The 21,812-nt window shown below is 66.0% G+C and carries 26 protein-coding genes and 1 pseudogene; 16 read left to right on the top strand and 11 right to left on the bottom strand.

Features of this window, described 5'->3' with window-relative positions:
• Positions 1-6: 6 nt before the first annotated feature.
• The 4 genes from B0T44_RS10480 (at position 7) to B0T44_RS10465 (ending at position 3,445) form a co-directional block, all read left to right on the top strand.
• Complete coding sequence (locus B0T44_RS10480; RefSeq protein WP_077117144.1) at positions 7-1,233, top strand: Rv3212 family protein; 1,227 nt, start codon at positions 7-9, stop codon at positions 1,231-1,233.
• 304 nt (positions 1,234-1,537) lie between these two features.
• Positions 1,538-2,059, top strand: a complete 522-nt coding sequence (locus B0T44_RS10475; RefSeq protein ID WP_077117142.1) for a nitroreductase/quinone reductase family protein — start codon at positions 1,538-1,540, stop codon at positions 2,057-2,059.
• A 38-nt stretch (positions 2,060-2,097) separates the two neighbouring features.
• Complete coding sequence (locus tag B0T44_RS10470; protein WP_245839475.1) at positions 2,098-2,697, top strand: acid phosphatase; 600 nt, start codon at positions 2,098-2,100, stop codon at positions 2,695-2,697.
• 184 nt (positions 2,698-2,881) lie between these two features.
• Positions 2,882-3,445, top strand: a complete 564-nt coding sequence (locus B0T44_RS10465) for a GNAT family N-acetyltransferase (RefSeq protein ID WP_081511898.1) — start codon at positions 2,882-2,884, stop codon at positions 3,443-3,445.
• A 44-nt stretch (positions 3,446-3,489) separates the two neighbouring features.
• Here the strand turns inward: B0T44_RS10465 and B0T44_RS10460 are convergent, their stop codons facing one another.
• Positions 3,490-3,906, bottom strand: a complete 417-nt coding sequence (locus B0T44_RS10460; protein WP_077117138.1) for a hypothetical protein — start codon at positions 3,904-3,906, stop codon at positions 3,490-3,492.
• Positions 3,907-4,166: 260 nt separating this feature from the next.
• Between B0T44_RS10460 and B0T44_RS10455 the strand changes: the two genes are divergently transcribed.
• On the top strand, positions 4,167-5,132 hold the full coding sequence (locus B0T44_RS10455) for a diacylglycerol/lipid kinase family protein (RefSeq protein ID WP_077117136.1): 966 nt from the start codon (positions 4,167-4,169) through the stop codon (positions 5,130-5,132).
• Positions 5,133-5,383: 251 nt separating this feature from the next.
• A complete protein-coding gene (locus tag B0T44_RS10450) occupies positions 5,384-5,638 on the top strand; it encodes a WhiB family transcriptional regulator (RefSeq protein WP_011211115.1) in 255 nt (84 codons plus the stop codon).
• A 26-nt stretch (positions 5,639-5,664) separates the two neighbouring features.
• Here B0T44_RS10450 and B0T44_RS28530 read toward each other — a convergent pair.
• From B0T44_RS28530 to B0T44_RS10440, 3 genes and pseudogenes are all read right to left on the bottom strand, one after another.
• Positions 5,665-6,003: pseudogene (locus B0T44_RS28530) on the bottom strand (hypothetical protein); the annotation flags it as partial.
• Between the two features lie 149 nt (positions 6,004-6,152).
• Complete coding sequence (locus B0T44_RS10445; protein WP_077117132.1) at positions 6,153-7,667, bottom strand: sensor histidine kinase; 1,515 nt, start codon at positions 7,665-7,667, stop codon at positions 6,153-6,155.
• A 32-nt stretch (positions 7,668-7,699) separates the two neighbouring features.
• Positions 7,700-7,915 carry a biotin/lipoyl-binding carrier protein gene (locus tag B0T44_RS10440; RefSeq protein WP_077117130.1) on the bottom strand — a complete coding sequence of 72 codons (216 nt, stop codon included), beginning with the start codon at positions 7,913-7,915 and terminating at the stop codon, positions 7,700-7,702.
• A 145-nt stretch (positions 7,916-8,060) separates the two neighbouring features.
• Here B0T44_RS10440 and B0T44_RS28690 point away from each other — a divergent pair, with 145 nt between their 5' ends.
• Positions 8,061-8,135 carry a 50S ribosomal protein bL37 gene (locus tag B0T44_RS28690; protein ID WP_139347842.1) on the top strand — a complete coding sequence of 25 codons (75 nt, stop codon included), beginning with the start codon at positions 8,061-8,063 and terminating at the stop codon, positions 8,133-8,135.
• Between the two features lie 86 nt (positions 8,136-8,221).
• Here B0T44_RS28690 and rsrA read toward each other — a convergent pair whose 3' ends face one another.
• Positions 8,222-8,515: a mycothiol system anti-sigma-R factor gene (gene rsrA, locus B0T44_RS10435; RefSeq protein WP_077117390.1), complete on the bottom strand. Its 294-nt coding sequence runs from the start codon at positions 8,513-8,515 to the stop codon at positions 8,222-8,224.
• 20 nt (positions 8,516-8,535) lie between these two features.
• Positions 8,536-9,198 carry a sigma-70 family RNA polymerase sigma factor gene (locus B0T44_RS10430; protein WP_077117387.1) on the bottom strand — a complete coding sequence of 221 codons (663 nt, stop codon included), beginning with the start codon at positions 9,196-9,198 and terminating at the stop codon, positions 8,536-8,538.
• Positions 9,199-9,498: 300 nt separating this feature from the next.
• Here B0T44_RS10430 and ybaK point away from each other — a divergent pair, with 300 nt between their 5' ends.
• Positions 9,499-9,990: a Cys-tRNA(Pro) deacylase gene (ybaK, locus tag B0T44_RS10425; RefSeq protein WP_077117127.1), complete on the top strand. Its 492-nt coding sequence runs from the start codon at positions 9,499-9,501 to the stop codon at positions 9,988-9,990.
• Positions 9,991-10,085: 95 nt separating this feature from the next.
• The gene (locus B0T44_RS10420; RefSeq protein WP_139347824.1) at positions 10,086-10,520 is read left to right on the top strand and encodes a hypothetical protein; all 435 of its coding nucleotides are present in this window, start codon (positions 10,086-10,088) and stop codon (positions 10,518-10,520) included.
• A gap of 96 nt (positions 10,521-10,616) precedes the next feature.
• Here the strand turns inward: B0T44_RS10420 and B0T44_RS10415 are convergent, their stop codons facing one another.
• A complete protein-coding gene (locus B0T44_RS10415; protein WP_077117385.1) occupies positions 10,617-11,417 on the bottom strand; it encodes an SOS response-associated peptidase in 801 nt (266 codons plus the stop codon).
• A gap of 165 nt (positions 11,418-11,582) precedes the next feature.
• Between B0T44_RS10415 and B0T44_RS10410 the strand changes: the two genes are divergently transcribed.
• From B0T44_RS10410 to rsgA, 3 genes are all read left to right on the top strand, one after another.
• The gene (locus B0T44_RS10410) at positions 11,583-13,088 is read left to right on the top strand and encodes an aldehyde dehydrogenase family protein (RefSeq protein ID WP_077117123.1); all 1,506 of its coding nucleotides are present in this window, start codon (positions 11,583-11,585) and stop codon (positions 13,086-13,088) included.
• A 61-nt stretch (positions 13,089-13,149) separates the two neighbouring features.
• Entirely contained in the window at positions 13,150-14,460 is a 1,311-nt protein-coding gene (aroA, locus tag B0T44_RS10405) for a 3-phosphoshikimate 1-carboxyvinyltransferase (protein WP_077117383.1), read from the top strand.
• Positions 14,409-15,458, top strand: a complete 1,050-nt coding sequence (gene rsgA / locus B0T44_RS10400) for a ribosome small subunit-dependent GTPase A (protein WP_425436859.1) — start codon at positions 14,409-14,411, stop codon at positions 15,456-15,458. The genes aroA and rsgA overlap by 52 nt, the downstream gene beginning before the upstream one ends.
• A 298-nt stretch (positions 15,459-15,756) precedes the next feature.
• On the opposite strand, the gene B0T44_RS10395 is transcribed toward rsgA, so the two are convergent.
• Both B0T44_RS10395 and B0T44_RS10390 read right to left on the bottom strand, forming a co-directional pair.
• Positions 15,757-16,575 carry a MerR family transcriptional regulator gene (locus tag B0T44_RS10395; RefSeq protein ID WP_077117379.1) on the bottom strand — a complete coding sequence of 273 codons (819 nt, stop codon included), beginning with the start codon at positions 16,573-16,575 and terminating at the stop codon, positions 15,757-15,759.
• A 35-nt stretch (positions 16,576-16,610) separates the two neighbouring features.
• Complete coding sequence (locus tag B0T44_RS10390; RefSeq protein ID WP_077117121.1) at positions 16,611-17,117, bottom strand: VOC family protein; 507 nt, start codon at positions 17,115-17,117, stop codon at positions 16,611-16,613.
• 228 nt (positions 17,118-17,345) lie between these two features.
• On the opposite strand from B0T44_RS10390, the gene B0T44_RS10385 reads away from it, so the two are divergent.
• The gene (locus tag B0T44_RS10385; RefSeq protein WP_077117119.1) at positions 17,346-17,534 is read left to right on the top strand and encodes an LbetaH domain-containing protein; all 189 of its coding nucleotides are present in this window, start codon (positions 17,346-17,348) and stop codon (positions 17,532-17,534) included.
• Between the two features lie 205 nt (positions 17,535-17,739).
• The gene (locus tag B0T44_RS10380; protein ID WP_077117377.1) at positions 17,740-18,021 is read left to right on the top strand and encodes a hypothetical protein; all 282 of its coding nucleotides are present in this window, start codon (positions 17,740-17,742) and stop codon (positions 18,019-18,021) included.
• Between the two features lie 150 nt (positions 18,022-18,171).
• Here B0T44_RS10380 and B0T44_RS10375 read toward each other — a convergent pair whose 3' ends face one another.
• Positions 18,172-18,624, bottom strand: a complete 453-nt coding sequence (locus B0T44_RS10375) for an NUDIX domain-containing protein (RefSeq protein ID WP_077117117.1) — start codon at positions 18,622-18,624, stop codon at positions 18,172-18,174.
• A gap of 145 nt (positions 18,625-18,769) precedes the next feature.
• Entirely contained in the window at positions 18,770-19,774 is a 1,005-nt protein-coding gene (locus B0T44_RS10370) for a hypothetical protein (RefSeq protein ID WP_077117115.1), read from the bottom strand.
• Positions 19,775-20,161: 387 nt separating this feature from the next.
• Here B0T44_RS10370 and B0T44_RS10365 point away from each other — a divergent pair, with 387 nt between their 5' ends.
• Complete coding sequence (locus B0T44_RS10365; protein ID WP_139347823.1) at positions 20,162-21,097, top strand: VOC family protein; 936 nt, start codon at positions 20,162-20,164, stop codon at positions 21,095-21,097.
• 81 nt (positions 21,098-21,178) lie between these two features.
• Positions 21,179-21,772 carry a sugar O-acetyltransferase gene (locus B0T44_RS10360; protein ID WP_077117110.1) on the top strand — a complete coding sequence of 198 codons (594 nt, stop codon included), beginning with the start codon at positions 21,179-21,181 and terminating at the stop codon, positions 21,770-21,772.
• Positions 21,773-21,812 lie beyond the last annotated feature (40 nt).

The raw sequence follows: 21,812 nt of genomic DNA, 5'->3' as shown, positions 1-21,812 counted from the left end.
GAAATCGTGCTCGCACCCGAGCGGCGGAGCAGCGCCGACGTCATCACCGCAGTCGCGATCGCCGTAGTGGTGGCGATCGCGTTCGCGGTGATCTGGGCGTTCGGCGGGGCCAACGGTACGGAATCGGTGACCGCGGCCGAACCCGCGCAGCCGCTGCCTGCCGCAGACCGGCTGCCCACCGAGTTGCGCGAACTATGGCACGCCCCCAGCGACGCCACCTCTCGGGCCTTGACCTCCGACGGTGCGGTGATCACCGGCGACGACGGCACCGTCGCCGGGCATGATCCCCGCACCGGGGAGCAGTTGTGGCGGTATCGGCGCGATCTACCGCTGTGCGGTGTCGAAGCACAGTTCGGCATGGTGATCGCGGTGTACCGGGATCAGCGCGGCTGTAGCCAGACCACCATGCTGTCGGGCGCCGACGGCGGGCGCCGCACCGCACGCAGCAGCTATATGGATTCCTCGATCGAGCTTTCCGCCGACGGCACCTATCTGCTCGCCCAGGGACCGCGCCGTCTGGAGATGTGGCGCTCCGACCTGGTGCGCACCCTCGAATACGGCTACGTGGACGCCAAGGTGAACGTGAAAACCCAGCCCCGCCACGGCTGTTCACTACTGTCGGCGAAATCGAGCCCGTCCCGGCTTGCAGTGCTGGAACACTGCCCCGGCGAACCCGCCAACCGGCTGACGGTGCTCGACCCCGCCCCCAAGGACAACACCGTCCCCGAGGAATACGGCTCGCATGTGCTCACCGGCCCCGCCGCTGCCGCCCCTGGCTCGCGGGTGCTCGCGGTGAACGACAACCGGATCGTGCTCTACCAGCCGGGGACCACCGGGACGGAGCCGAGCGCGCCGCGCCTGACGGTTTTCGACGCCTCAGGCAATCCCACCGTGGTGCACGAACTTTCGGCCCCGCTGGCCGATACCTCCGAAGCGGTCCGCATCGGCTCGGCGTTCCTGGTCTTCACCGGCAACAGCGTGATCGCGTTGCATGCGAGCACCTTCGACCCGATGTGGACCGCCCCGGACGCGCTCGGCACACCCGCACTGATGGCAGGCCGTCTGCTCGTCCCCGTCGCAGACGCGATCGCCGCGCTCGACCCCGCTACCGGCGCGGAACTCACTCGTATCCCGGTGCACCGTCCCGGATACGACGGTGCCCCGATCTCACTGGCCGTGCTGGGCGAAACGGTGCTGGAACAGCGCAGTAGCGAGCTGTTCGCCCTCGGCTGAGCTCAGGTCTGCCACGAACCCGGTTCCTCCCCGGCTACCGCTGCGCAGGGCAACGCTCCCGGCGCTGTTTCCCAGCCTCCCACTTCCCTCTCGGACGCGGCCGTGCACGCCCATTACTACCCATGGGTGCGGCCGGGGCCGGACACGGGGCAGTCCTCGTCGACTGCTGACCGCTCCAGGATCCAGTAGCTCTCGGATAGCTTTCGCCGAACACACAGCAGATCCGAATTGTGTTATCTTGCAAATTTCTTCGCAGCTGCGAAACACCGGTTCTTGTCGGAGCCCTGGGGCACAATCCGGTCCCATGAGCAACCAACCGAACAGCCCGATCAGCCCAACCAGCACAGCCCCGCGGGAGATCACCGATTACGACGACCCCGACGCACCGTGGAACCAGGTCGCCGAGGACAACATCGCCGACTGGAACGAGGACGTGATCCGGGAGTTCCGGGCGAACGGCGGGCGGGTCAGCGGGGCCTACGAGGGCGGGAACCTGTTGTTGCTCACCACCACCGGAGCCAAGAGCGGGAAGCGGCATATCGTGCCGCTGGGGGCACTGTACCGCGATGAGGTCCTGTACGTCAGCTCGTTCCTCGAAGGCCGCTATCCTGCGTGGTATCACAACGTCAAAGCCGATCCCGCGGTGATCGTGGAACTCGGCGATCGGATCTACCGAGCAACCGCGAAGGTCCTCACTGGAGCCGAATACGACGAGTTCGCCAGCTGGGTGCTGCACAACAACCCGTTGCTCGCCGATTTCCAGTCCAAAACCGAACGGCCGATGCCCCTGGTGGTGCTGACCCTCGGCACCGACCGAGCCGACTGATAGGTGTCCCCTCGGGCGGGACAGGCATGATGGAAGCCATGTCCGCTCTCGACGACGCTCGGGTGGTGCTGTTGCGCCACGGTGAAACCACCTGGTCCACCCAGCATCGACACACCGGACGCACCGATCTGCCGCTTACCGAACGCGGTGAGCGGCAGGCCCGCGCCGCGGCCGCCCTGCTGGCCGGGTTGCGGTTGCGCGACCCCGTGGTGCGCAGCAGCCCCCGCCAGCGCGCCACCCGCACCGCCGCCCTGGCGGGGCTTCCCGAACCCGTCGTCGACGCCGATCTGGCCGAATGGGATTACGGCGACTACGAGGGCCGCACCACCGCGGAAATCCGGGAAACCGAGCCCGGTTGGACCATCTGGACCGGCGCCGTGCCCGGCGGTGAATCCGCCGACCAGGTGCGTGCCCGCGCCGACCGGGTGCTGTCATCGGCCAGGGCGGTGCTCCCCGGCCGCGATATCGTCCTGGTCGGCCACGGCCACTTCTCCCGCGCGCTGATCGCCCGCTGGGCAGGATTCGATATCCGGGAAGGCAGGCGCTTCGCCATGTCCCCCGCCGCAGTGAGCGTCCTCGGCTACGAACACGACGACCGCACCATCCGCGCCCACAACCTGCACGACCCCAGCCAGTGAGCAGCGCAGTGTCACCTGCCCCCGCTCCGCGCCGGCACCGCACGGCCCGCAGCTCGATCCGCCCACATCGCACCTCGAGGCGACCAACCAGGCGGCTATCCGCCGGGTACAGCGGATCGGTACGGCCGGCAACCGAGACCTCACCCGGCGAGCGCCACCACGTGTCGAGACAGGGAGCAGCACAGTGAGTCCCGCCGGTCACACTGCCGTCCGCCGCGCCACCCCGGCCGATATTCCCGCGCTGGTTGAGCTGGTCTACGACCTGGCCGAATACGAAAAGGCCAGACACGCTTGCACCCTCACCGCCGAACAGTTGCACACCGCGCTGTTCGGTCCTGCCCCCGCGGTATACGCACACGTGGCCACCCTCGACGACGAGGTCGTCGGCTGCGCCATCTGGTTCCTGAACTTCTCCACCTGGGACGGCGTACACGGCATCTACCTGGAAGACCTCTACGTCACGCCACGAGCGCGCGGCACCGGGCTCGGCGCAGCGCTGATCGCGGCCCTTGCGCAGGAGGCGGTCACAAGCGGCTACACGCGGGTGAGCTGGTCGGTGCTCACCTGGAACACCCCGTCGATCGGCTTCTACGAATCACTCGGCGCCGCCGTCCAGGACGAATGGGTCGGCTACCGCCTCGCCGGCAAGGCACTCACCCGCTTGGCCGAAACGGGCACCACGAACGACCGCACAGAACCGGACGCGAATCCCCGGATCTCCGGCGAGCTCGCTCCCGGGAACGGCTGACCGCAGCGGGCACGACGCTCCAGAGGCGTGCCACGCCGGGCTGTTCACTCCTGCGTGAGCCCGTACTCCCGCGCCATCCACCGGCTGGTCGGCGGGCTGAACAGCAGCACAAGCGCGCTCACCACCACCACACCGAGCACCGTGCCGAGCAGCGGCTGATGCGAGTCGGTCAACAGCGACCACACCACCGGCAGCAGCAGCAGGTTGGCGAGGACCCCGATAGCGCGCCCCCACCGATGCCCGAGCAGCAGGGCGATACCAGCCGCGAGCACCCCACCACCGAGCACACAGAACCACGCCGCGGTGCCGTACCCGCTCACAGCGGTCTGATCGTGCCCGAGCAGACCACGCACAACCAGCACGACCGCCACAATCACGGCGACGGCCCCCTCCAACGTCACCAGGCCGCCAGCTCCCCGCACAGTCCCGGGCACCCTATCGACGTCATCTTGCTCAGCCACCAGCCCAGCCTAAATGGCCCGGTCGAGCAAGGCTCGCCCGCAGCCCGCGCACAGCCGCAGCGAAGGCGAAGGTACGCACCAACGCGCACAACCGAGAGCAAGCGCAAAAAGTACACCCGCCGCACACCCGCACCGAAGGCGACAGATCGGCAAACCGCACACAGCAGCGCATACGCGAGAGGTACACCTCAATGCGCACGGCCGAGCGAAGGCGGAGGTACGCCCTCGGTCACTTCCTGGTCGGTCGATAGGGTTGCTGGGTGCGGACGTTGTTGATCGTGAACCCGAATGCGACCTCCACCACGGCGTCGACCAGGGATCTGTTGGCGCACGCGCTGGAGAGCCGGACACAGTTGACGGTCGCGCACACCCAGCACCGCGGTCACGCCGCTGAACTGGCGCAGTGGGCTGCCACCAACCGGATGGACCTGATCGTCGTACACGGAGGCGACGGCACCGTCAACGAGACCATCAACGGATTCCTGCCGCTGCCGCAGGTCGACGACGGGCAGGCGTGGCGGCCGCGGCTCGGTGTGATCCCGGGCGGTTCTGCGAATGTGTTCGCGCGGGCACTCGGCCTGAAACCCGATCCGGTGGCAGCCACCAACCAGCTCATCCATCTGCTGTCGCTCGACAACGGCCCGCACGGGGCGCAAGCCGACCGCCGTATCGGGCTCGGTATCGCCGACGACCGCTGGTTCTGCTTCAGCGCGGGCGTCGGCTTGGACGCCGATGTCTGTGAATCGATCGACTCGAGCCGTGCCGACGGGCACGCTGCGACCCCCGCCCGCTACCTGCGGACCACGGTGCGCCAGTTCTTTCGCGCCAAACGCGCGAAACCAGAGGTGACGCTGCACGTGCCCGGACACGAACCCGTGCCGGGAGTGCATTTCGCATTCGTCACCAATACCAACCCGTGGACTTATCTGAACAACGCTCCGGTGCGCACCAATCCCGGGACCAGCTTCGAAACCGGGCTCGGTGTGTTCGCCGTTCGCTCCATGGCGGTGTTGCCCACACTGGCGCTGGCCACCCAACTCCTGCGGCCCAACGCAGATCCCAAGTCGCGCAATTTATTCCGTATCGACGATGTGTCCTCGGTGCGAATCGAGACCGAAGAACCTATCGGCCTGCAAATCGATGGCGACTTCATCGGCAAACGCCACGTGGTGGATTTCACCGCGGTCCCCGACGTGCTCGGTGTTGTCGCCCCGAACCCGGCCTGAATCAGGAAACCTCGCTGAAAACAGGCCGGTTGTGCTGCAGAAACCGGTCGAAGCGGGTAGAAAGGACCGGGCAGGTTCCCACTGCGGGGACCGTCAGAGCGTGAGCTTGCCCACGGTGCACCGGATACCTATTGACATCTACGGTGTTCGTGAAAGCATTCACAAGCAACCGTGCGGAAATCTTCTCTTCGCACAAGTGAACGACCCACCAACCACCGGCGCCTCATGGCGCCCAGCAAAGGAGCAGAGGAATGGACTGGCGCCACAAGGCCATCTGTCGCGACGAGGACCCCGAGCTGTTTTTCCCGGTGGGCAACAGTGGTCCTGCGCTCGCGCAGATTGCCGATGCCAAGCTGGTCTGCGCTCGCTGCCCCGTAACCGCCGATTGCCTCTCCTGGGCACTGAAGTCCGGACAGGATGCCGGCGTATGGGGCGGAATGAGCGAGGACGAGCGACGCGCCCTGAAGCGCCGCAACGCGCGTACCCGCACTCGCACCGTCGTGTAAGTAGCGGACCAGGCGTTACCGGGCCATCAGCCCGGTAACGCCAGTGACGCCCGGCACCACCAAGGTGCCGGGCTGTATTTTTTTGCCCCCCTCCGGCGGAGCGGGTTTGCGGCCCCTTTGTGGCTCGGGAGGCTCCCGTGTGTGCGCTGCGAGAGCTGAAACGTGAGCTGGGCCGCAAACCCGGGCGGGCTGAGTAAGTGCTGATCAGCGGGTATGGCCGAGGCCGGTTCTCCAACGGGGTCGGTATGGCTCAGCCACTTGTCTTGGTTGCTGGCGACCGGCTGGGACACGCTGACCCCGCGGAGCCCGGTTTCCTCGGTGGCCTCTCGTAGGACCGCACGCGCCGGAGCCTCACCTGGGTGGACATCGCCTGCGGGATCTGAGTACCGGCTTCAGGCATACCGATGCGTTCGAAGATCAGCAGTCCGGACGGTCGCGATAGCGAACCGCATAGCCGGCCCCCCGGATTCCGGGATCGACCATCTACCTCGACGTCCTCCATACTGATCTCGGGTCACCGTGCGGAGCGGCGGCCCAGCGGGACCCGGAGGACCGCGTCGGTGCCTACATCAGCCCCGGGGTGCAGGCCGATGGAGCCGCCCAACTCGGCGGTGACCAGGGTGCGGACGATTTGCAGGCCGAGACTGTCGGAGGTTTCCAGGCTGAAATCGGCAGGTAGGCCGCGGCCGTCGTCGCTGATGATCACATCGAGCCAGCGGGCCGAACGTTCCGAACGGATGGTGACCGTACCGTTCTGACCTGCGTCGAAGGCGTGTTCGATGGCGTTTTGGACCAGTTCGGTCAAGACCATCACCAGCGGCGTTGCGCGTTCGGCGGAGAAGACTCCGAGAGAGCCCGCGCGGCGAACCTTGATGCGGGCGGTGTGGACGGTGGCCACATCCGCCATGATGGGCAGCAGACGGTCGACGACTTCGTCGAGGTCGACCTCTTCGTCGACCGACATCGACAGCATTTCGTGGACCGAGGCGATGGAGGTCACCCGGCGCACCGATTCGGTGAGCGCGACCCTGGCCTCCTCGTTCTCGGTGCGCCTGGCCTGCAGGCGCAGCAGCGCGGCGACGGTTTGCAGGTTGTTCTTCACCCGATGGTGGATTTCCCGGATGGTGGCGTCCTTGCTCAGCAGGGCGCGGTCGCGGCGTTTGACTTCGGTGACATCGCGGACCAGGACCGCCGCGCCCGCCAGTTCGCCGTGCGGGCGCAGGACCAGAGTGCGCAGCAGCACGGTGGCGCCGCGGGCCTCGACTTCCATCCGGCGGCCGGTGCGCCCGGCGAGGGCGGCCTGGATATCGCCGACCACTTCCTGTGCGTCGAACGGATCGGTGATCAGGGAGCGGGTGGTGATGGCCAGATCTTGGCCTGCCAGGTCGCTCTGCAACCCCATCCGGTGGTAGGCCGATAGCGCGTTGGGGCTGGCATAGGTGACGATGCCTGCGGTGTCGAGTCTGATGAAACCGTCACCGGCGCGCGGGCTGGAATGGGTTGCCGCCCGGTCCTCCGTGGTGGGGAAGGTGCCGTCGGCGATCATCTGACACAGGTCGTCGGCGCAGGCCACATACGCGATTTCCAGGCTGCTGCGCACGCGGGAACGCTGCCGGTCTGTGTCCCGGCTGAGCACCGCGATCACATCGTCGCCGCAGCGCACCGGGATCGCTTCTCGGATGGCATGCACCGGGTGCGGGTGGTATACGCCCTTGGCTTCGCTTTCGGCGTCGGTGCGCACGATCTGACCGGTGGTCAGCGCATCGAATACCTGCGGATGCTCGGACCGCAACGCCTGGGTGCCGACCAGATCCTCCAGATGCACGGTGGCCGCGGTGGTGGGGCGGCACTGCGCGACGCACACGATATCGGCGCCATCGCTGACCGGTCCCGCACCAACCCACAGCAGCAGGTCGGCGAAGGACAGATCGGAAAGCAACTGCCAGTCACCCACCACCCGCTGCAGGTGGTCCACTGCGATGCCGGGCAGATCGGTGTGTTCGGCCAGTAGCTCGCTGAGCGTCGCCATCTACTGTCGCTTCGTCTATCGCGGGGCCGCGCTCAGGAAATGACAGCGATCAGATCGCCCTGCTGCAGCACCTGGCCCGGAGACACAGCGATGGAGGTGACTTCACCGCCGACCTCAGCGATCACCGGAATCTCCATCTTCATCGATTCGAGCAACACCAGGGTCTGGTCGAGTTCAACTTTTTCTCCCACCTTCACCTCGACCGTCAGCACGGTCGACACCATCTCCGCGCGCACTTCCTCCGCCATAACACCCCGTTCGCTAGGTCCTCGAGCATCGCCGCTGCTGCGGCGCCATCCGCTGAAAGTACAGCCAACCACACATGAAACAATGGCCGTCAGTCAGATTGTGCTCCCCGCGCTGCGGGGATGATCCGCAGGAGGGAGACTACCCATGGGTAAGCGTGGACGTAAGAAGCGCAGCCGCAAGAACAGCGCCGCCAACCACGGCAAGCGGCCCAATTCCTGAGCCGTCGCCTCGCATACGAACGAGCGGCACGCCCTCCCTTCGGAAGGACGTGCCGCTCAGTTTGTTTCTGGGCCCCGAGGCAAGCGTCAGGACTCCGAAGACTCCACAGACTCCGCGGATTCGGTGAAGGTGCTCTGGTGCTCGATCGTGATCGACCGGTGGAACTCCACGGTCAGCCGTTCGCGCAGTGAGTCGGGCGCCCGGTCGCCGCCGCATTTGCGGTGCAGCAGGCTTTTGATCTTCTCTTCGATGCCGTAGGCCTCGATGCAGGGCGCGCAATGGTCCATATGGTGTTGCAGCCGCGCCCGCGTCGCCTCATCGCATTCGCCGTCGAGCATCAGCCACACATCGGCGAGCACCGCAGTGCAGTCGAGCTCCATATCGGGATCGCGCTCGGTGCTCACTGCTTGACCTCCTGGCGCACAGAGCCCGCGGATGCGGACTGCTCGGAGGCAGCCCCGGTGCGGTTGAAACCACGTTCGCGCGCCACGTCGGCGAGCAAACCCTTCAATTGTTTGCGACCGCGATGCAGCCGGGACATCACCGTACCGATAGGAGTGCCCATGATGTCGGCGATTTCCTTGTACGGGAAACCTTCCACATCGGCGTAGTAGACGGCCATCCGGAACTCCTCGGGAAGTTCCTGCAGGGCGGCTTTGATGTCGTCGTCGGGCAGCGCGTCCAGCGCCTCCACCTCCGCCGAACGCAACCCGGTCGAGGTGTGTTCAGCGGTGGCCGCCAGCTGCCAGTCGGTGATCTCGTCGGTGGGGTATTGCGCGGGCTGACGCTGCTTTTTGCGGTAGGAGTTGATGTAGGTGTTGGTGAGGATGCGATACATCCAGGCCCGCAGGTTGGTGCCCTCTTTGAAGGACTTGAACCCCTGATATGCCTTGGCGTAGGTCTCCTGCACCAGATCCTCGGCGTCGGCCGGGTTCCTGGTCATCCGCAGCGCGGCGCCGTAGAGCTGGTCCAGCAGGGGTAGCGCGTCCCGCTCGAACCGCTGCGCCAGCTCGGTGTCATCGACGGTGCGCTGCGCGTTCGCGGCACCGGCTTCGCCGTTCACCGAGTCCTCGTCGCTCGTCACACGTGTCCCTTCGATCGGCTCAACAGCCAAATCTACCGGCAACACCACAACATCGGAGAACCGAGTGCGTGTCGGTGACAACTCGGTCCACACCGGACGTTCCTGTAGCAGAACGGGCACCGACCTCTCCTTCACGTCTTTCGGGGAATATGCGCGGCGATCTCCAGGTCCGCCCTGCGCTTTCTCACCGCATGCAACATGTGCACACCTCGGTCTGTTCCCATTTTCTCCGCAAAAACCACGTCAGCGCCCCTGGCGGCCGGTTCTAAGCTCATCGTCATGGCAGGAGGCTCGACACCGGCGATCCGCGCGCTGATCCGCGCAGGGGCTGATCATCAGGTCCACACCTACGAACACGATCCGCGTTCGGACTCCTACGGCACCGAGGCCGTCGACGCGCTGGTCGCACGTCTGGGTGTCGACGCCGCGCAGATCTTCAAAACGCTGGTACTGGAGCTGTCCACCGGCAGCCTGGCGGTCGCGGTGCTTCCGGTGCCGCACAGCCTGTCGTTGAAGGCGGCCGCGGCCGCGCTGGGCGTCCCGAAGGCGGCCATGGCCGATCGGGTCAAGGCCGAACGCAGCACGGGGTACGTGCTCGGCGGCATTTCCCCGCTGGGGCAGCGCAAACAGCTGCCGACCGTACTGGACGCCTCCGCGCTGGAATGGGACCGGATGCTGTGTAGCGCCGGTCGGCGCGGGATGGAAATCGAACTCGCCCCTGCTGATCTGATCCGGTTGACCGCTGCTGTCACCGCATCGATTGCCGTCTGACAATCAGCTGCTCGATCGGCGGGTATACCGCATTCCCCCGGCTTGATGTGCGTTACTTGGGCGGTCGGATCTCCTGTCCATCGACCGAGGATGTGATGCGAATGTTCCCGCGCCGACTTCTGCGCACCGTGTTCGTAGCCCTGTCCACCACCGCGGTCTGCACTCTCGTCCCGGCCACGTTGTCGACCCCGTCCGCGGTCGCGGAGCCCGTACCGCGTGGTACCGAGATCGAACCCGAATACCCGTTCCAAGACAACACGGACAACCGCCAGCCGCGTGACCGCGAAAACAACCGGCCGCGTGACCGCGAAGACAACCGGCTGCGTGACCGCGACGAGTTCCTCGACAACAACCGGCTACGTGACCGTGACAACTTTTCCGACGACAGTCGGTCACGCGAACGGCACGAGTTCCTCGACCGCGCCGAGGAGGCGGGAGCCGGTGTCATCGTCGGAGTCATAGACTTCTCCGCCGACATCATCAAATGCGGGCTTCATATCGCGACTCCGATAGTCGAATGCCCGCTCTGATTATGGGTGGGCGCGGCTCGGACACCCCGAGCCGACCCGCTCGCTCACCCGGCCTCTGTGACGCAACCTACCGGGCGAGGTAGTGCACTCCTCCGCTCACAGGAGGGTTGTCTGCTGCGCCTGCCCCTCGGCCGGGTTCAGTAGTTCGGGTCCGTTGTTACGCACACTGTTCACCAGCCTCGACACCGGCCGCACGCTGATCCCCGCCACCAATTCCTCACTCGGCGGCTCCAGGAGTGCCGCGGGCGCGGGGTGGTCGGGGTCGAGCCAGGCCTCCCAATGTTGTTCCGGCATCGGCAGCGGCATCCGGTCGTGGATGCGGGTGAGGTCACCGACGGCGTCGGTGGTCAGGACTGTGCACGACAGCAGAGGTTCGGTGTCGGGCTGGGTGCGGTCGCGCCACACCGACCACAGACCGGCCATGTAGAGCTGAGAGCCATCGGCGTAGGACATGAAGTACGGGTACTTGACGACCTTCGGTTTCGCACCCTTGCCGGGGCCCGACGGGTCGGGTTCGACGAGCCACTCGTACCAGCCGTCCATCGGGATCAGGCAGCGGCGGTATTTCACCGCGTCCCGGAACGACGGGGTGGTCGCCGCCTTCTCGGCGCGGGCGTTGAACAGCGGTTTCCCGGTGACCGGCACGCCAGGTTCGGCGGCCTTCGCCCAGTGCGGGATCAGGCCCCACCGCATGCGCCGGATACGGCGGCGGGTGTCGTCGTCGGGGTGGTCGTGGTCATGGCGTTCGACCACGGTGAGGATCTGGGTGGTGGGAGCGACGTTGTAATTCGCGGCGTAGCTGCCGCCTGCACCGGGGCGTGTGCCGGTTTCGTCGATCGCGTCCAGTTCGGCCGTGAGGCGGCCCGGGTTCGTCGTCGTCGCATAGCGTCCGCACATATTGCCGATACTCCCACCGAACACCGACAGATCCGAGGAGAATGGATCGAGTAGGGGGTGACGTGGTGAGAACCATGTCATACCATCCTCTCAACACACGGGGATGGGTGGTGGGTCACACCCGTTCGCGCGCGCATCGAACTGCTTCCGCCCAAAGGAGACCAAGTGACAACCACCGATACCGCCAGCGATAAGACCTCGGTGCTGACCTCGGTCGACCCCGCCACCGGCGCGACGCTGGCCACCTACCCGATCGCTGACGAAGACGCGGTGCGCGCCGCCGTGGCCAAGGCTCGCGCCGCCGCCCCGACCTGGGAAGAACTAGGTTTCGACGGCCGCCGCAAGGCGCTGCTGCGCTGGTCGAGCCAGCTGGTCGCTCGAGCCGACGAATTCACCGAACTCATCCACGCCGAGAACGGCAAACCGCTCGACGACGCATTTCTGGAACTGATGCTCGCCCTCGAACACATCGCATGGGCGGCCAAACACGCCAAGAAGGTGCTGGCGCCGAAAAAGATCTTCCCCGGCCCGCTGATGTCGAACTTCACCGCACGACTCGAACAGCGCCCGCTGGGCGTCATCGGCGTTATCGGCCCCTGGAACTACCCGGTGTACACCCCGAACGGCTCCATCGCCTACGCGCTGGCCGCGGGCAATACCGTCGTGTTCAAGCCCAGTGAATTCTCCACCGGCATCGGCAACTTCCTCACCGAAGCGTTCCGTAAGGCCAACCCACAGCTGCCGGAAGGGGTGTTCCTCGCCGTCAACGGCTACGGCGCGACCGGCGCGGCACTGGTACAGGCGGGGGTCGACAAGGTCGCGTTCACCGGTTCACCGGGAACCGGCAAGAAGATCATGGCGGCCGCCGCGCAGAACCTCACCCCGGTGCTGCTCGAATGCGGCGGTAAAGACGCGGTGGTCATCGCCGCCGACGCCGACATCAAAGCCGCCGCCGACGCGGTCGCCTGGGGCGGCACCTCCAACAGCGGCCAGACCTGCGCCGGGGTCGAGCGGGTGTACGTGCACCGGTCGGTGAAGGACGAATTCGTCGCCGAACTACGCCGCATCCTGGAGAACGTGCAGCCGGGTTCGGGCAAGGACGCCGCCTACGGCCCGATGACCATGCCCAGCCAGGTCGATATCGTGCGCCGCCATATCGAGGACGCGCTGAAAAACGGCGGCGAGGCCGTGCTCGGCGGCCTGGATTCGGTCAAGGCTCCCTTCATCGAGCCGGTCATCCTGGTCGACACCGACGAGAGCTCGGCCGCTGTGCAAGAGGAAACCTTCGGTCCGACCATCACCGTTCGTACCGTCGACAGCATCGACGAGGCGATCGAGCTGGCCAACAACTCCACCTACGGCCTGGCCTCGGCGGTCTACTCCCGTAAGCAGGGTTTGGAGATCGCCCGCCGCCTGCGGGTCGGCGCGACCTCGGTGAACTCGGTGCTCGGTTTCGCCGCGATCCCCGGCCTGCCGTTCGGTGGCAGCAACGATTCCGGTATCGGCCGTATCCACGGTGAACAGGGGCTGCGCGAGTTCGTTCGCCCGCACGCGATCGCCGTACAGAACTTCGCGATCCCCGGTATGGCGCTGATGAGCTACCGCCGCACCGAATCGACCATGAAGCTGCTGCGCCGCCTGGTGCCGGTGCTGCACGGCCGCAACAAGTGACCGCCGTTCCCGGGTGCTCGGGACAGCGTTACCGAGCACCCGTGGCATGGCCGGTTCTGCCATGAGAGAAGATGGTCGAGTGAGTTTCTGGCCAGCGCCCCATGTCGATGTCCCTGTGCACGCGACCGTGACCCTGCCCGGATCCAAGTCGATCACCAACAGAGCGCTGGTCCTGTCCGCGCTCGCCGACGGGCCGTCGACGATCACCGGCGCGCTGCGCAGCCGAGACACCAACCTGATGATCGCGGCGCTGCGTGCACTCGGTGTTCAGATCATCGGCGACGCCGACACTCTCGCCGTGACCCCCGCCCCGCTCACCGGCGGCGCGGTCGATTGCGGGCTGGCCGGTACCGTGATGCGGTTCCTGCCCTCGGTCGCCGCCCTGGCCTCCGGTGATGTCGCCTTCGACGGCGATATTCAGGCCAGGGTCCGCCCGTTGCGCACCATTCTCGACGCGTTGCGTGGTCTCGGCGCCCGGATCGACGGCGACGCATTACCTTTCGTCGTGCACGGCACGGGCGCGCTGCGCGGTGGCGATATCACCATCGACGCGTCGGGGTCGTCGCAGTTCGTCTCGGGTCTGCTGTTGTCCGCGGCCCGATTCGACGACGGCATGGTAGTCCACCACAGCGGGAATCCGCTGCCGTCTATGCCGCATATCGAGATGACAGTGGAGATGCTGCGCCGCGCCGAGGTCGAGGTCGAGGCGCCGACCGATGTGCGGCAAGCGCAGACCTGGAAGGTGGCTCCCGGCCCGATTCGCGCCGTGGACTGGGCGGTGGAACCGGACCTGTCCAATGCCACCCCGTTCCTGGCCGCGGCCGCCGTCACCGGCGGCGAGGTGTCCATCCCGCATTGGCCCCGGCTGACCACCCAACCCGGTGATGTGATCCGCGAAATCCTGGTGCGGATGGGCGCGGAAGCGCGTTTCTTCGACGGAACCCTCACCGTGGCCGGTCCCGACCGGCTGGCCGGTATCGATATCGACCTGCACGATGTGGGCGAGCTCACACCCACTGTCGCCGCGCTGGCCGCGCTGGCCGATTCCCCGTCCCGGCTGCGCGGTATCGCGCATCTGCGCGGGCACGAAACCGATCGGCTCGCCGCATTGTCCACCGAGATCAATCGCCTCGGCGGCGAGGTCGCCGAAACCGAGGACGGGCTAGAGATCAATCCCGCGCAGTTGCACGGCGGCCGCTGGCATTCCTACGCCGACCATCGGATGGCGACCGCCGGGGCGATCCTCGGTCTCGCCGTGCCCCAGGTCGAGATCGAAGACATCGGCACCACCGCCAAAACACTGCCCAATTTCGTCGAACTGTGGGAGCGAATGCTCGATTCCGCGCCCGCCGATCAGGGAGCGGTGCGCTGAGCCGCCGCGGCCGCTCCGCCGCAGGCTACGACGAATCCGATGTGCGGGTTCGCCCGGGCCGGAGCTCGCGGCCGCGCACGAAAATCCGTCCGCAGCACCGGGACGCCGAAACGGCGATGGTGGTGTCGGTGGATCGCGGGCGCTGGGGTTGTGTCCTCGGCGGCGACCCGGAACGCAGGATTGTGGCGATGCGCGCCCGGGAACTCGGCCGCACCCCCATCGTGGTAGGCGACCAGGTGGATGTGGTGGGCGACTTGTCCGGCAGGCCCGACACCCTCGCTCGCATCGTCCGCGTCGGTGAACGCAGCACCGTGCTGCGCCGCACCGCCGACGACACCGACCCGTTCGAACGCGTCGTCGTCGGCAACGCCGAACGCCTCTTCATCGTCGTAGCCCTCGCTGACCCGCCGCCGCGCACCGGTTTCGTCGAACGCGCCATGGTCGCCGCTTACGCGGGCGGCCTGGAACCGATCCTTTGTCTCACCAAACACGATCTGGCCGCCGACTCCGAATTCGCTTCCGCTTTCGACGACTTGGACCTCACCATCGTCTACGGCGGCCTCGACGACCCTCTCGAACCCGTCCTCGACCTGCTCACCGGCCACCTCACCTGCTTCCTCGGCCACTCCGGCGTCGGCAAATCCACCCTGGTGAACCGTCTTGTTCCCGAGGCGGACCGTGCTGTCGGCGAAGTCTCCGGCGTCGGCAAGGGCAAACACACCTCAACCCAGTCGGTGGCACTACCACTGCCCTCCGGCGGCTGGGTCATCGACACGCCCGGCGTCCGCTCGTTCGGCCTCGCCCACATCACCCCCGACGATGTCATCGCCGCCTTCACCGACCTGGCCGAAGCCACCGAGGACTGCCCGCGCGGGTGCACGCACCTCGGACCGCCCGCCGACCCGGAATGTGCGTTGGACGAGCTGGCAGGCAAACAGCACCGGGTCGCCGCCATCCGTCTGCTGCTGACCGCGCTTACCGCCAATGACCCCTGGTAGCACCCGCTTTCCGTGATGCTCACGTTGCGCGGGCGGCAACAGCGGTTTCCGGCTGACCACTCCGCCGGACCGAGACGCCTCCCCGCAGGTCGACGGCCGCCTGCCTGCGTGATCGACCAGCGTCACCACCCCGGTCTCCACGACATGCGGCCGCACCCCTCGATGACGAGAATCACGCCGCTTCGACCATCGCAAGTAGCGATCGTCTCCGCAGGCATGCGGTTTGCGGGTACAGCGAGCCGCTGTTATCGGCTGGCCGTTGACTCCAACGAACCAGGTATGCGGTGGGACTGTCCCGTCAAACCCAGGTCGCCGTTTCGGGGTCGATGCCGTTTTTACGCGCATTGGCGTCGATGATGTGGTGTAACCAGGTGCTCAGGCCGGGCTCGATGGTGTCGTAGAACGCCACATATTCCGGGTCGGTGGCGTAAGTGCGACCCAGGCAGACCTGCATGGCGTGCGTGCAGTCGAAGTAGACGCCGATGGATGCGCGGTGTCGTTCGGCCAGCGCGTTGGCCCGTTCGCTTCCAGGAACCACACCCGCTCGGTGCGCCGCGGCCAGTTCCGCGTTGAGCGCCTCGACTGCGCCGGCGATCTCCTGCCAGTCCTCGGCTGTTCGGTGTGCGGCGCGTTCGGCGTACTGCGTCCATTGCGGGGTGTCACCCCAGCGCTTGCGCGCTTCCCCGACCCACGACGGCTGCCAATGCTCCCCGAAGATCGCCACCTGTTCCTCGGCCGACAGCAGGATGCCGGATTCGCGGGCTTCGATCATGCGGTCCAGCGCACCACCCATCCGCTGCAACCGCGCGATACGTTCACGCAACTGGTCACGCTGCCTGCGCAGCGCATCCGCCCCATCTGCTGCCGGCGCGTCCAGCAATGCCCCGATCTCGGTGAGCGGCACGCCAAGCTCCCGGTAGAGGAGCACCCGATGGATACGGGCGAGGTCCGCGGCCGTATAGAAGCGGTAGCCGCTGTCGGTGCGCTCGGACGGACGAACCAGCCCGATTGCGTCCCAGTGGTGCAGCGCCCGCACTGTGACGCCCACGAGCTGTGCGACGACACCCACCGTGCGGCCTGCGTTCACTTCGGCCTCGGAAAAGGAACGTTTCGTCACATACCCCAGTCTGGCAGCCACAGTGCGGGACCCTGTCACGCTTCGGGTGCGTCGATCCCGATCGACCGCAGATGCTCGGCCTCCGGGCTGTCCGGATCCCACGGCCGCGCCGCCGTCATGATCACCCGCGTGTTCTCCGGCGTGACCACCTCCACCTCCACCGAGTTCCACGGCATCTGCCGCGGCCCCGTTGTGCAGCCAGGCAGCAGCTCCTCACATGCGGCCGCGATCTGATCGATCTGGCTCAACACGCAGGAGAAGCTCACAGTCACTGTCGGGGCCTCAGCAGGTCGCTCCCCCGGCACCAGCAGCACGTCCTGAAACGCCCAACGGCGCAAATGCGTGATCTGCCCGGGTACCGAGAACAGATCGAAGAAACCCAGCCCGCGCTCCCAGAAGCCCACCGAAGCCGCCAGATCAGCCGTGGGCACCGTCACGAACATCGGCATCCCGTAGATGCCACGGAAAAGCTCAGGAGCCTCGACGTCCGGCGCGGGGGTGGGAACCGGGCTCATCTCGAATGCGGGGAAGTTGTCGCTCATGAGGCCATCGTCGGGCCTCACGTAACGTGAGGGTCAAGTTCGCCTGGAACAGCCCCAGCAGCGCAATGGCCCTATGGGTGGTTCCTGGATCGAACACATGGATTTGATCACCGATCTCTGTCAGCCGAGGCGACACCGTCCTCGGCTGCGACGTATGGCTCGGCAACGGTTATCCAGCGTTCGGATCGGCCACGGCGCGATCATCACCTCCGGTGCGGAACCGATGACGTGCCCGACTACGGAATCGCCGACGGCAACCCCGCCCGGTTGATCCGCGTACGCTACCCCGGCAGCGATATCGCTCGGCTGCTCGGCATCGCTTGGTGGGAGCGGCCTAAAGGCAGGATCACCGACAATATGCGGACCATCATGTCGGGCAGTGTCGATGAGCTGGAAACCGTTGCGGGAAACGCGTGAGCTCTCGTACTGGTCGAGCGACTCAGGTCCGTGGTGACGAATAGCGACGTGGCTCCAATGTCGTGGGCCGCTGAGCCGATGGTGTTTCCCAACAGCCGAATCGGTCAACAGATAGGCAGCGGCCCGTCGGACCGGGACGATGGTTTCCGCGATATCGGTTCCCCGGCCTGAGAACCGCGCCAACCAGCGCAAACGAGGAGGACAATTGCGTTCCGTCAAAGCCGGTGTCGTTGCGGTGGCACTGGCCGCCACCATCGCTGCGGCGAGCCCGGCGCACGCCGACGAGCCCGCTCCAGCCCAGCCCGCCCCCAGCGGGCCCGACGAGATCATCTCGGTCGACATCAACCTGCTTGGCTGCGCCATCGGCGCGGGGCTCGGTATGGATCTCCTGCTGGCCCTCAGCGCGGGCAACGGGTCCAGCGCGGTCGCCGGCTCCGGGCTCGTGGCCCGGCTGCGCGCCGCCGGTTGCCTCCCGGGGATCGGCTGATCCTCGCGGAAGCGGCACCGGCACAGTCGAGAACACTCCCCGCGGTCGTTTCTGCAGCCGCCGCGCTTCGCGACTCCGGCCGTCCCCGGCCGGGGTCGCTGCGGCGAAACATCAGTTGATGCAAGAGCTTCTCCTTGCTGCTGATGCGGATCACCCAGCGGGTTCGATACTCCGGAAATGTTCGAGCACCTCTTTCACCGCATCGGTGACCGGTGGATCCTCCGCGAGGTCTGACCATACGTAAGCATCGTGTTCGGTCAGCGTGACCGGTTCCGGCTCGACGATATCGACGACAAAATTGAACTGCCTGCTCCGTTTGCCGCTGCCCGACAGATAGTCGAATGCTCCGAGATAGTGGCGCAGGTTCGTGGCGTCGAGGCCCGTCTCCTCCTCGATTTCACGAAACAGCGCTGTATCGAGTGGCTCTCCCGATTCGACTTTTCCGCTCGGCAGTTCCCAGATATTGCCCATGAAGTCCGTGTCCGGGCGGCGAAGCAGCAGGACCCGCCCATTGTGCACGATGACCGCGCCGACGACGAGTTGTCGGATACCCTCCCAGTCAGCTTCTTGGACGAGTTGGTCGAGCAGGCGTGCTGGGATCATCGTGTCCTTCCATTTCGAGTCGGTCGTGCTCGACGGTTTCGTTTCTGCGGCAGGGTTGGCTACGTTCCAGGCAGTGGGCCTCGGCCCGCTCACCGGACACGGCCCGGTACCCACCGCATCACGCTCGGCGGGAAAACCCGTCCGCCTATAGGGGATAGAAGGTTACGAACTTCCCGTCCAAGACGACGATCGAAGACCGGGCCGGCCGAGGATCCCAATCCAACCAGGGGACATCGGTGGCTCCCTCTCTCGGTCGCGCCAGCAGCGTGCCGTCCGGATTGGAGGCCTGTTGCCAGGTGGTGCCGGTTGCGGCGTGCACGGGCCTTTCCAAGCCATGAGAATGCACTCCGCGAGCTGACAACTCGGCAAATGTTTTGTCGTGTCCGGCGAGACTACAACCCGTGAAGATCAGGTCGCCGCCGTTGATCTCCGCGAGCCGCCAGAAGTCCGGGTTCGTGACCAGCAGATCGCCGAATTCCCGCCCGCCTATGATCACTGCCGCGTACTTCGGCTCGCCGGACGGCTCCTCGCCGACCTTGATCCGGATCAAACCCTTGTCTTGGGCAAAAAAACCGTGATTGGTAACCGTCCATGCCCTCCTGGGTTCCTCGGGGTGGTACCACCGCGCCGGCACCACATCGGTGTGCGTGCGGTCCACGTACCTGGAACGCCCTTCAAGGCCAGGGAAATCACGTACGTCGTCCGGAATACCGATTTCGTACTCTCGAAGGATGCGGCGATCCACCGCTCCCGTATCAGCCTTCCAGTGCACATAATCTCTCTCCGAGAAGGAGAAAGACAGGCTGGCCGGGACCCCATCGGCATCGGCCAAAATGTTGTAGTCGACCTGATCGGACCGGAACTGCATCCGCGGCAGGCTCGTCAGCCACTCGCGCAACGATTCTTCTTCTTGTTTGGGATGCCACACTCGGCCGGAGAGCCATACCGCCTCGTCCTGGGAGAACAACGCCGTCCGCTGCAGCGACATCGCGCCGACAGGGTCCCGATGAACCACATCGAGGGCGTAGGCACGAGCCTCGGCGGACACCCGCCGTACATGCTGCCCGTACGTCTGTCCAAAGCGCATAACCTCAGCTGCCAAGCCGTCAGTTGCGCGGCAGAACAACGCGGCAGCTCCAGCAACGCCCATACGCAGCACCTTTCGGATAACCGCAAGATACGAGGCCAGCCGGTAGATCCACGCATGGGGCCGAATAGCCACGCTCGGCGGCCAAGTTCAGCAAGGAGCGTACTCGGCGCACCATCGCAGTGTGTCCAGATCGCCGATTGGTGTTGTGTATGTCATAATCGCCGCCCGGCCGAGTTCGTGGCTCGGCGCTGATCACGGCTCGAGATCGGATCAGCGACCAGCCAGGCGGCCCGCAGCGCCAGAAGCCTCTATACGACAAGTGAATCGAGCGCGAATTCGAGCGGTGTGCCCTAAGCTCTGGAGCTCGTATGACGACAACCATTGCCGTCCGTGTCACAAGGTTTTGAACACATGAGGTTTCGCTTATATCGGCAGGTTGCCTTCTCGGTGACCATTGTCATGGCAGCCCTGTTGCCGTTCGCGGCAACACCGATCACCGGTCCCGTCGGGGCCGCCCGCGCCGACACCACTGCCCTTTCCGAGGTGCCACAGCACATCGGATTCCTGGTAACCGATGTCGACAGTGCTGCTGCGGAATTGGCATCCGGGTTGAGCACCCGGTTCGCCCCGGCATCCGTAACGACTGTTTCTGTCACCATGGCGGGAGAGACGAAGCCGCGCTCGGTGGTTTTGCGGCGGACCCATTCGGTGGACGGTTCACCGGTCCTCACGTTCGAGCAGGCTTCGCCCGCGGTCGGCCCTTGGGCGGCGGGTGGATCAGCGTTCCTGTCGTATGCCGCCCCCGACCTGGATGCCGCCGGGAAACGCCTCGCCGGCAGCGGTTTCACATTGGTGGCCGAATCCGACGACTTCACCTTCTGGCGCGGTATCGGTGGTGTGCTGGTTCGCCTGATCGACCCGGCCTCGCTGGCAGCGCCAGGGCCGGTCGACGCGAGCGGCCTCGGCTCGATACGTTCGTTCACGTTGGTCGCGTGTGATGTCGATGGGTTGAAGAGGCAGCTCACGGACGCATTCGGGATACGGTGGAAAATGCCGATGCCCGTCCCGCTGCCCTGGCAGTATGCCGATGGCGTTGTGCGGCCGCTCGTGCACGAGGTGCATTCCTCGGCGAAGCGCTCTCCCCATCTCAGTATCGAAACCCCCGACCCGGACCCGATCGCGCAACAGTGCACCCCGACATCGACACCGGTGCATCTGGTCTATTTCACCTCGGACGTGTCGGCCGCGGAACACCGGCTGGCCGCATCGGGGATGACGTTCATCGCCAGGGTCCCGTTCATGGCGACCTATTTCCGCAGCGCCACCGGCCTGTACATCGAGGTCGGCAGCACCTCCTTCGAACTCGCCGAGTACATGCCCTGACCGTGCCTCGCCGTTGCGGACCGGGCCCTGCGGGCGCGCCGTATTCGCTCCGACGCGCCCGCAGCGATTACCCTCGGGCAGATGTCCAGGCAGCCCTCGGATGACCGCCCCATGCGCGAGCGCATGCTCGCCGGTGACCCGTATATCGCCGACGACCCCGAACTGATCGAACTGCATCTGCGAGCAATGGACCTGGTGGAAGCGTTCAATGCCACACCGATGCGTCAAGCGGCCCAGCGGCACGCTTTGCTCACGAAGTTGCTCGGCGAGTTCGGCGCCGACACGGAGATCCGCCCTCCCCTGCGGGTCGACTATGGCAGCAACATTCGTATCGGGGCCCGCTCTTTCGTCAACTTCGGCCTGGTGGCATTGGATGTCGCGTCCATCACGATCGGAGACGATGTGCAGATCGGCACCAACGTCCAACTGCTCACGCCCACTCATCCGATCGATCCCGCACAACGCCGAGCGAAATGGGAATCAGCCGCACCGATCACCATCGGTGACAACGTGTGGCTGGGAAGCGGCGCGATCATCTTGGCCGGTGTCACGATCGGCGAGAACACGGTGGTCGGTGCCGGCTCGGTGGTCACCGCTGATCTGGCACCGAACGTGGTTGCCGTCGGGAACCCGGCGCGGGTGATCCGCACCATCACGGTCGCCGATCAAGGCTGACTGTTTCCTGGAGCGTTGCCAGAGCTATCCGAACCCGAAT

The sequence above is a fragment of the Nocardia donostiensis genome (assembly GCF_002081715.1).
GTDB lineage: Bacteria > Actinomycetota > Actinomycetes > Mycobacteriales > Mycobacteriaceae > Nocardia > Nocardia donostiensis.
Note: the sequence above shows the minus strand (reverse complement) of the source record. Positions and strands in the feature narration are given on the sequence as shown.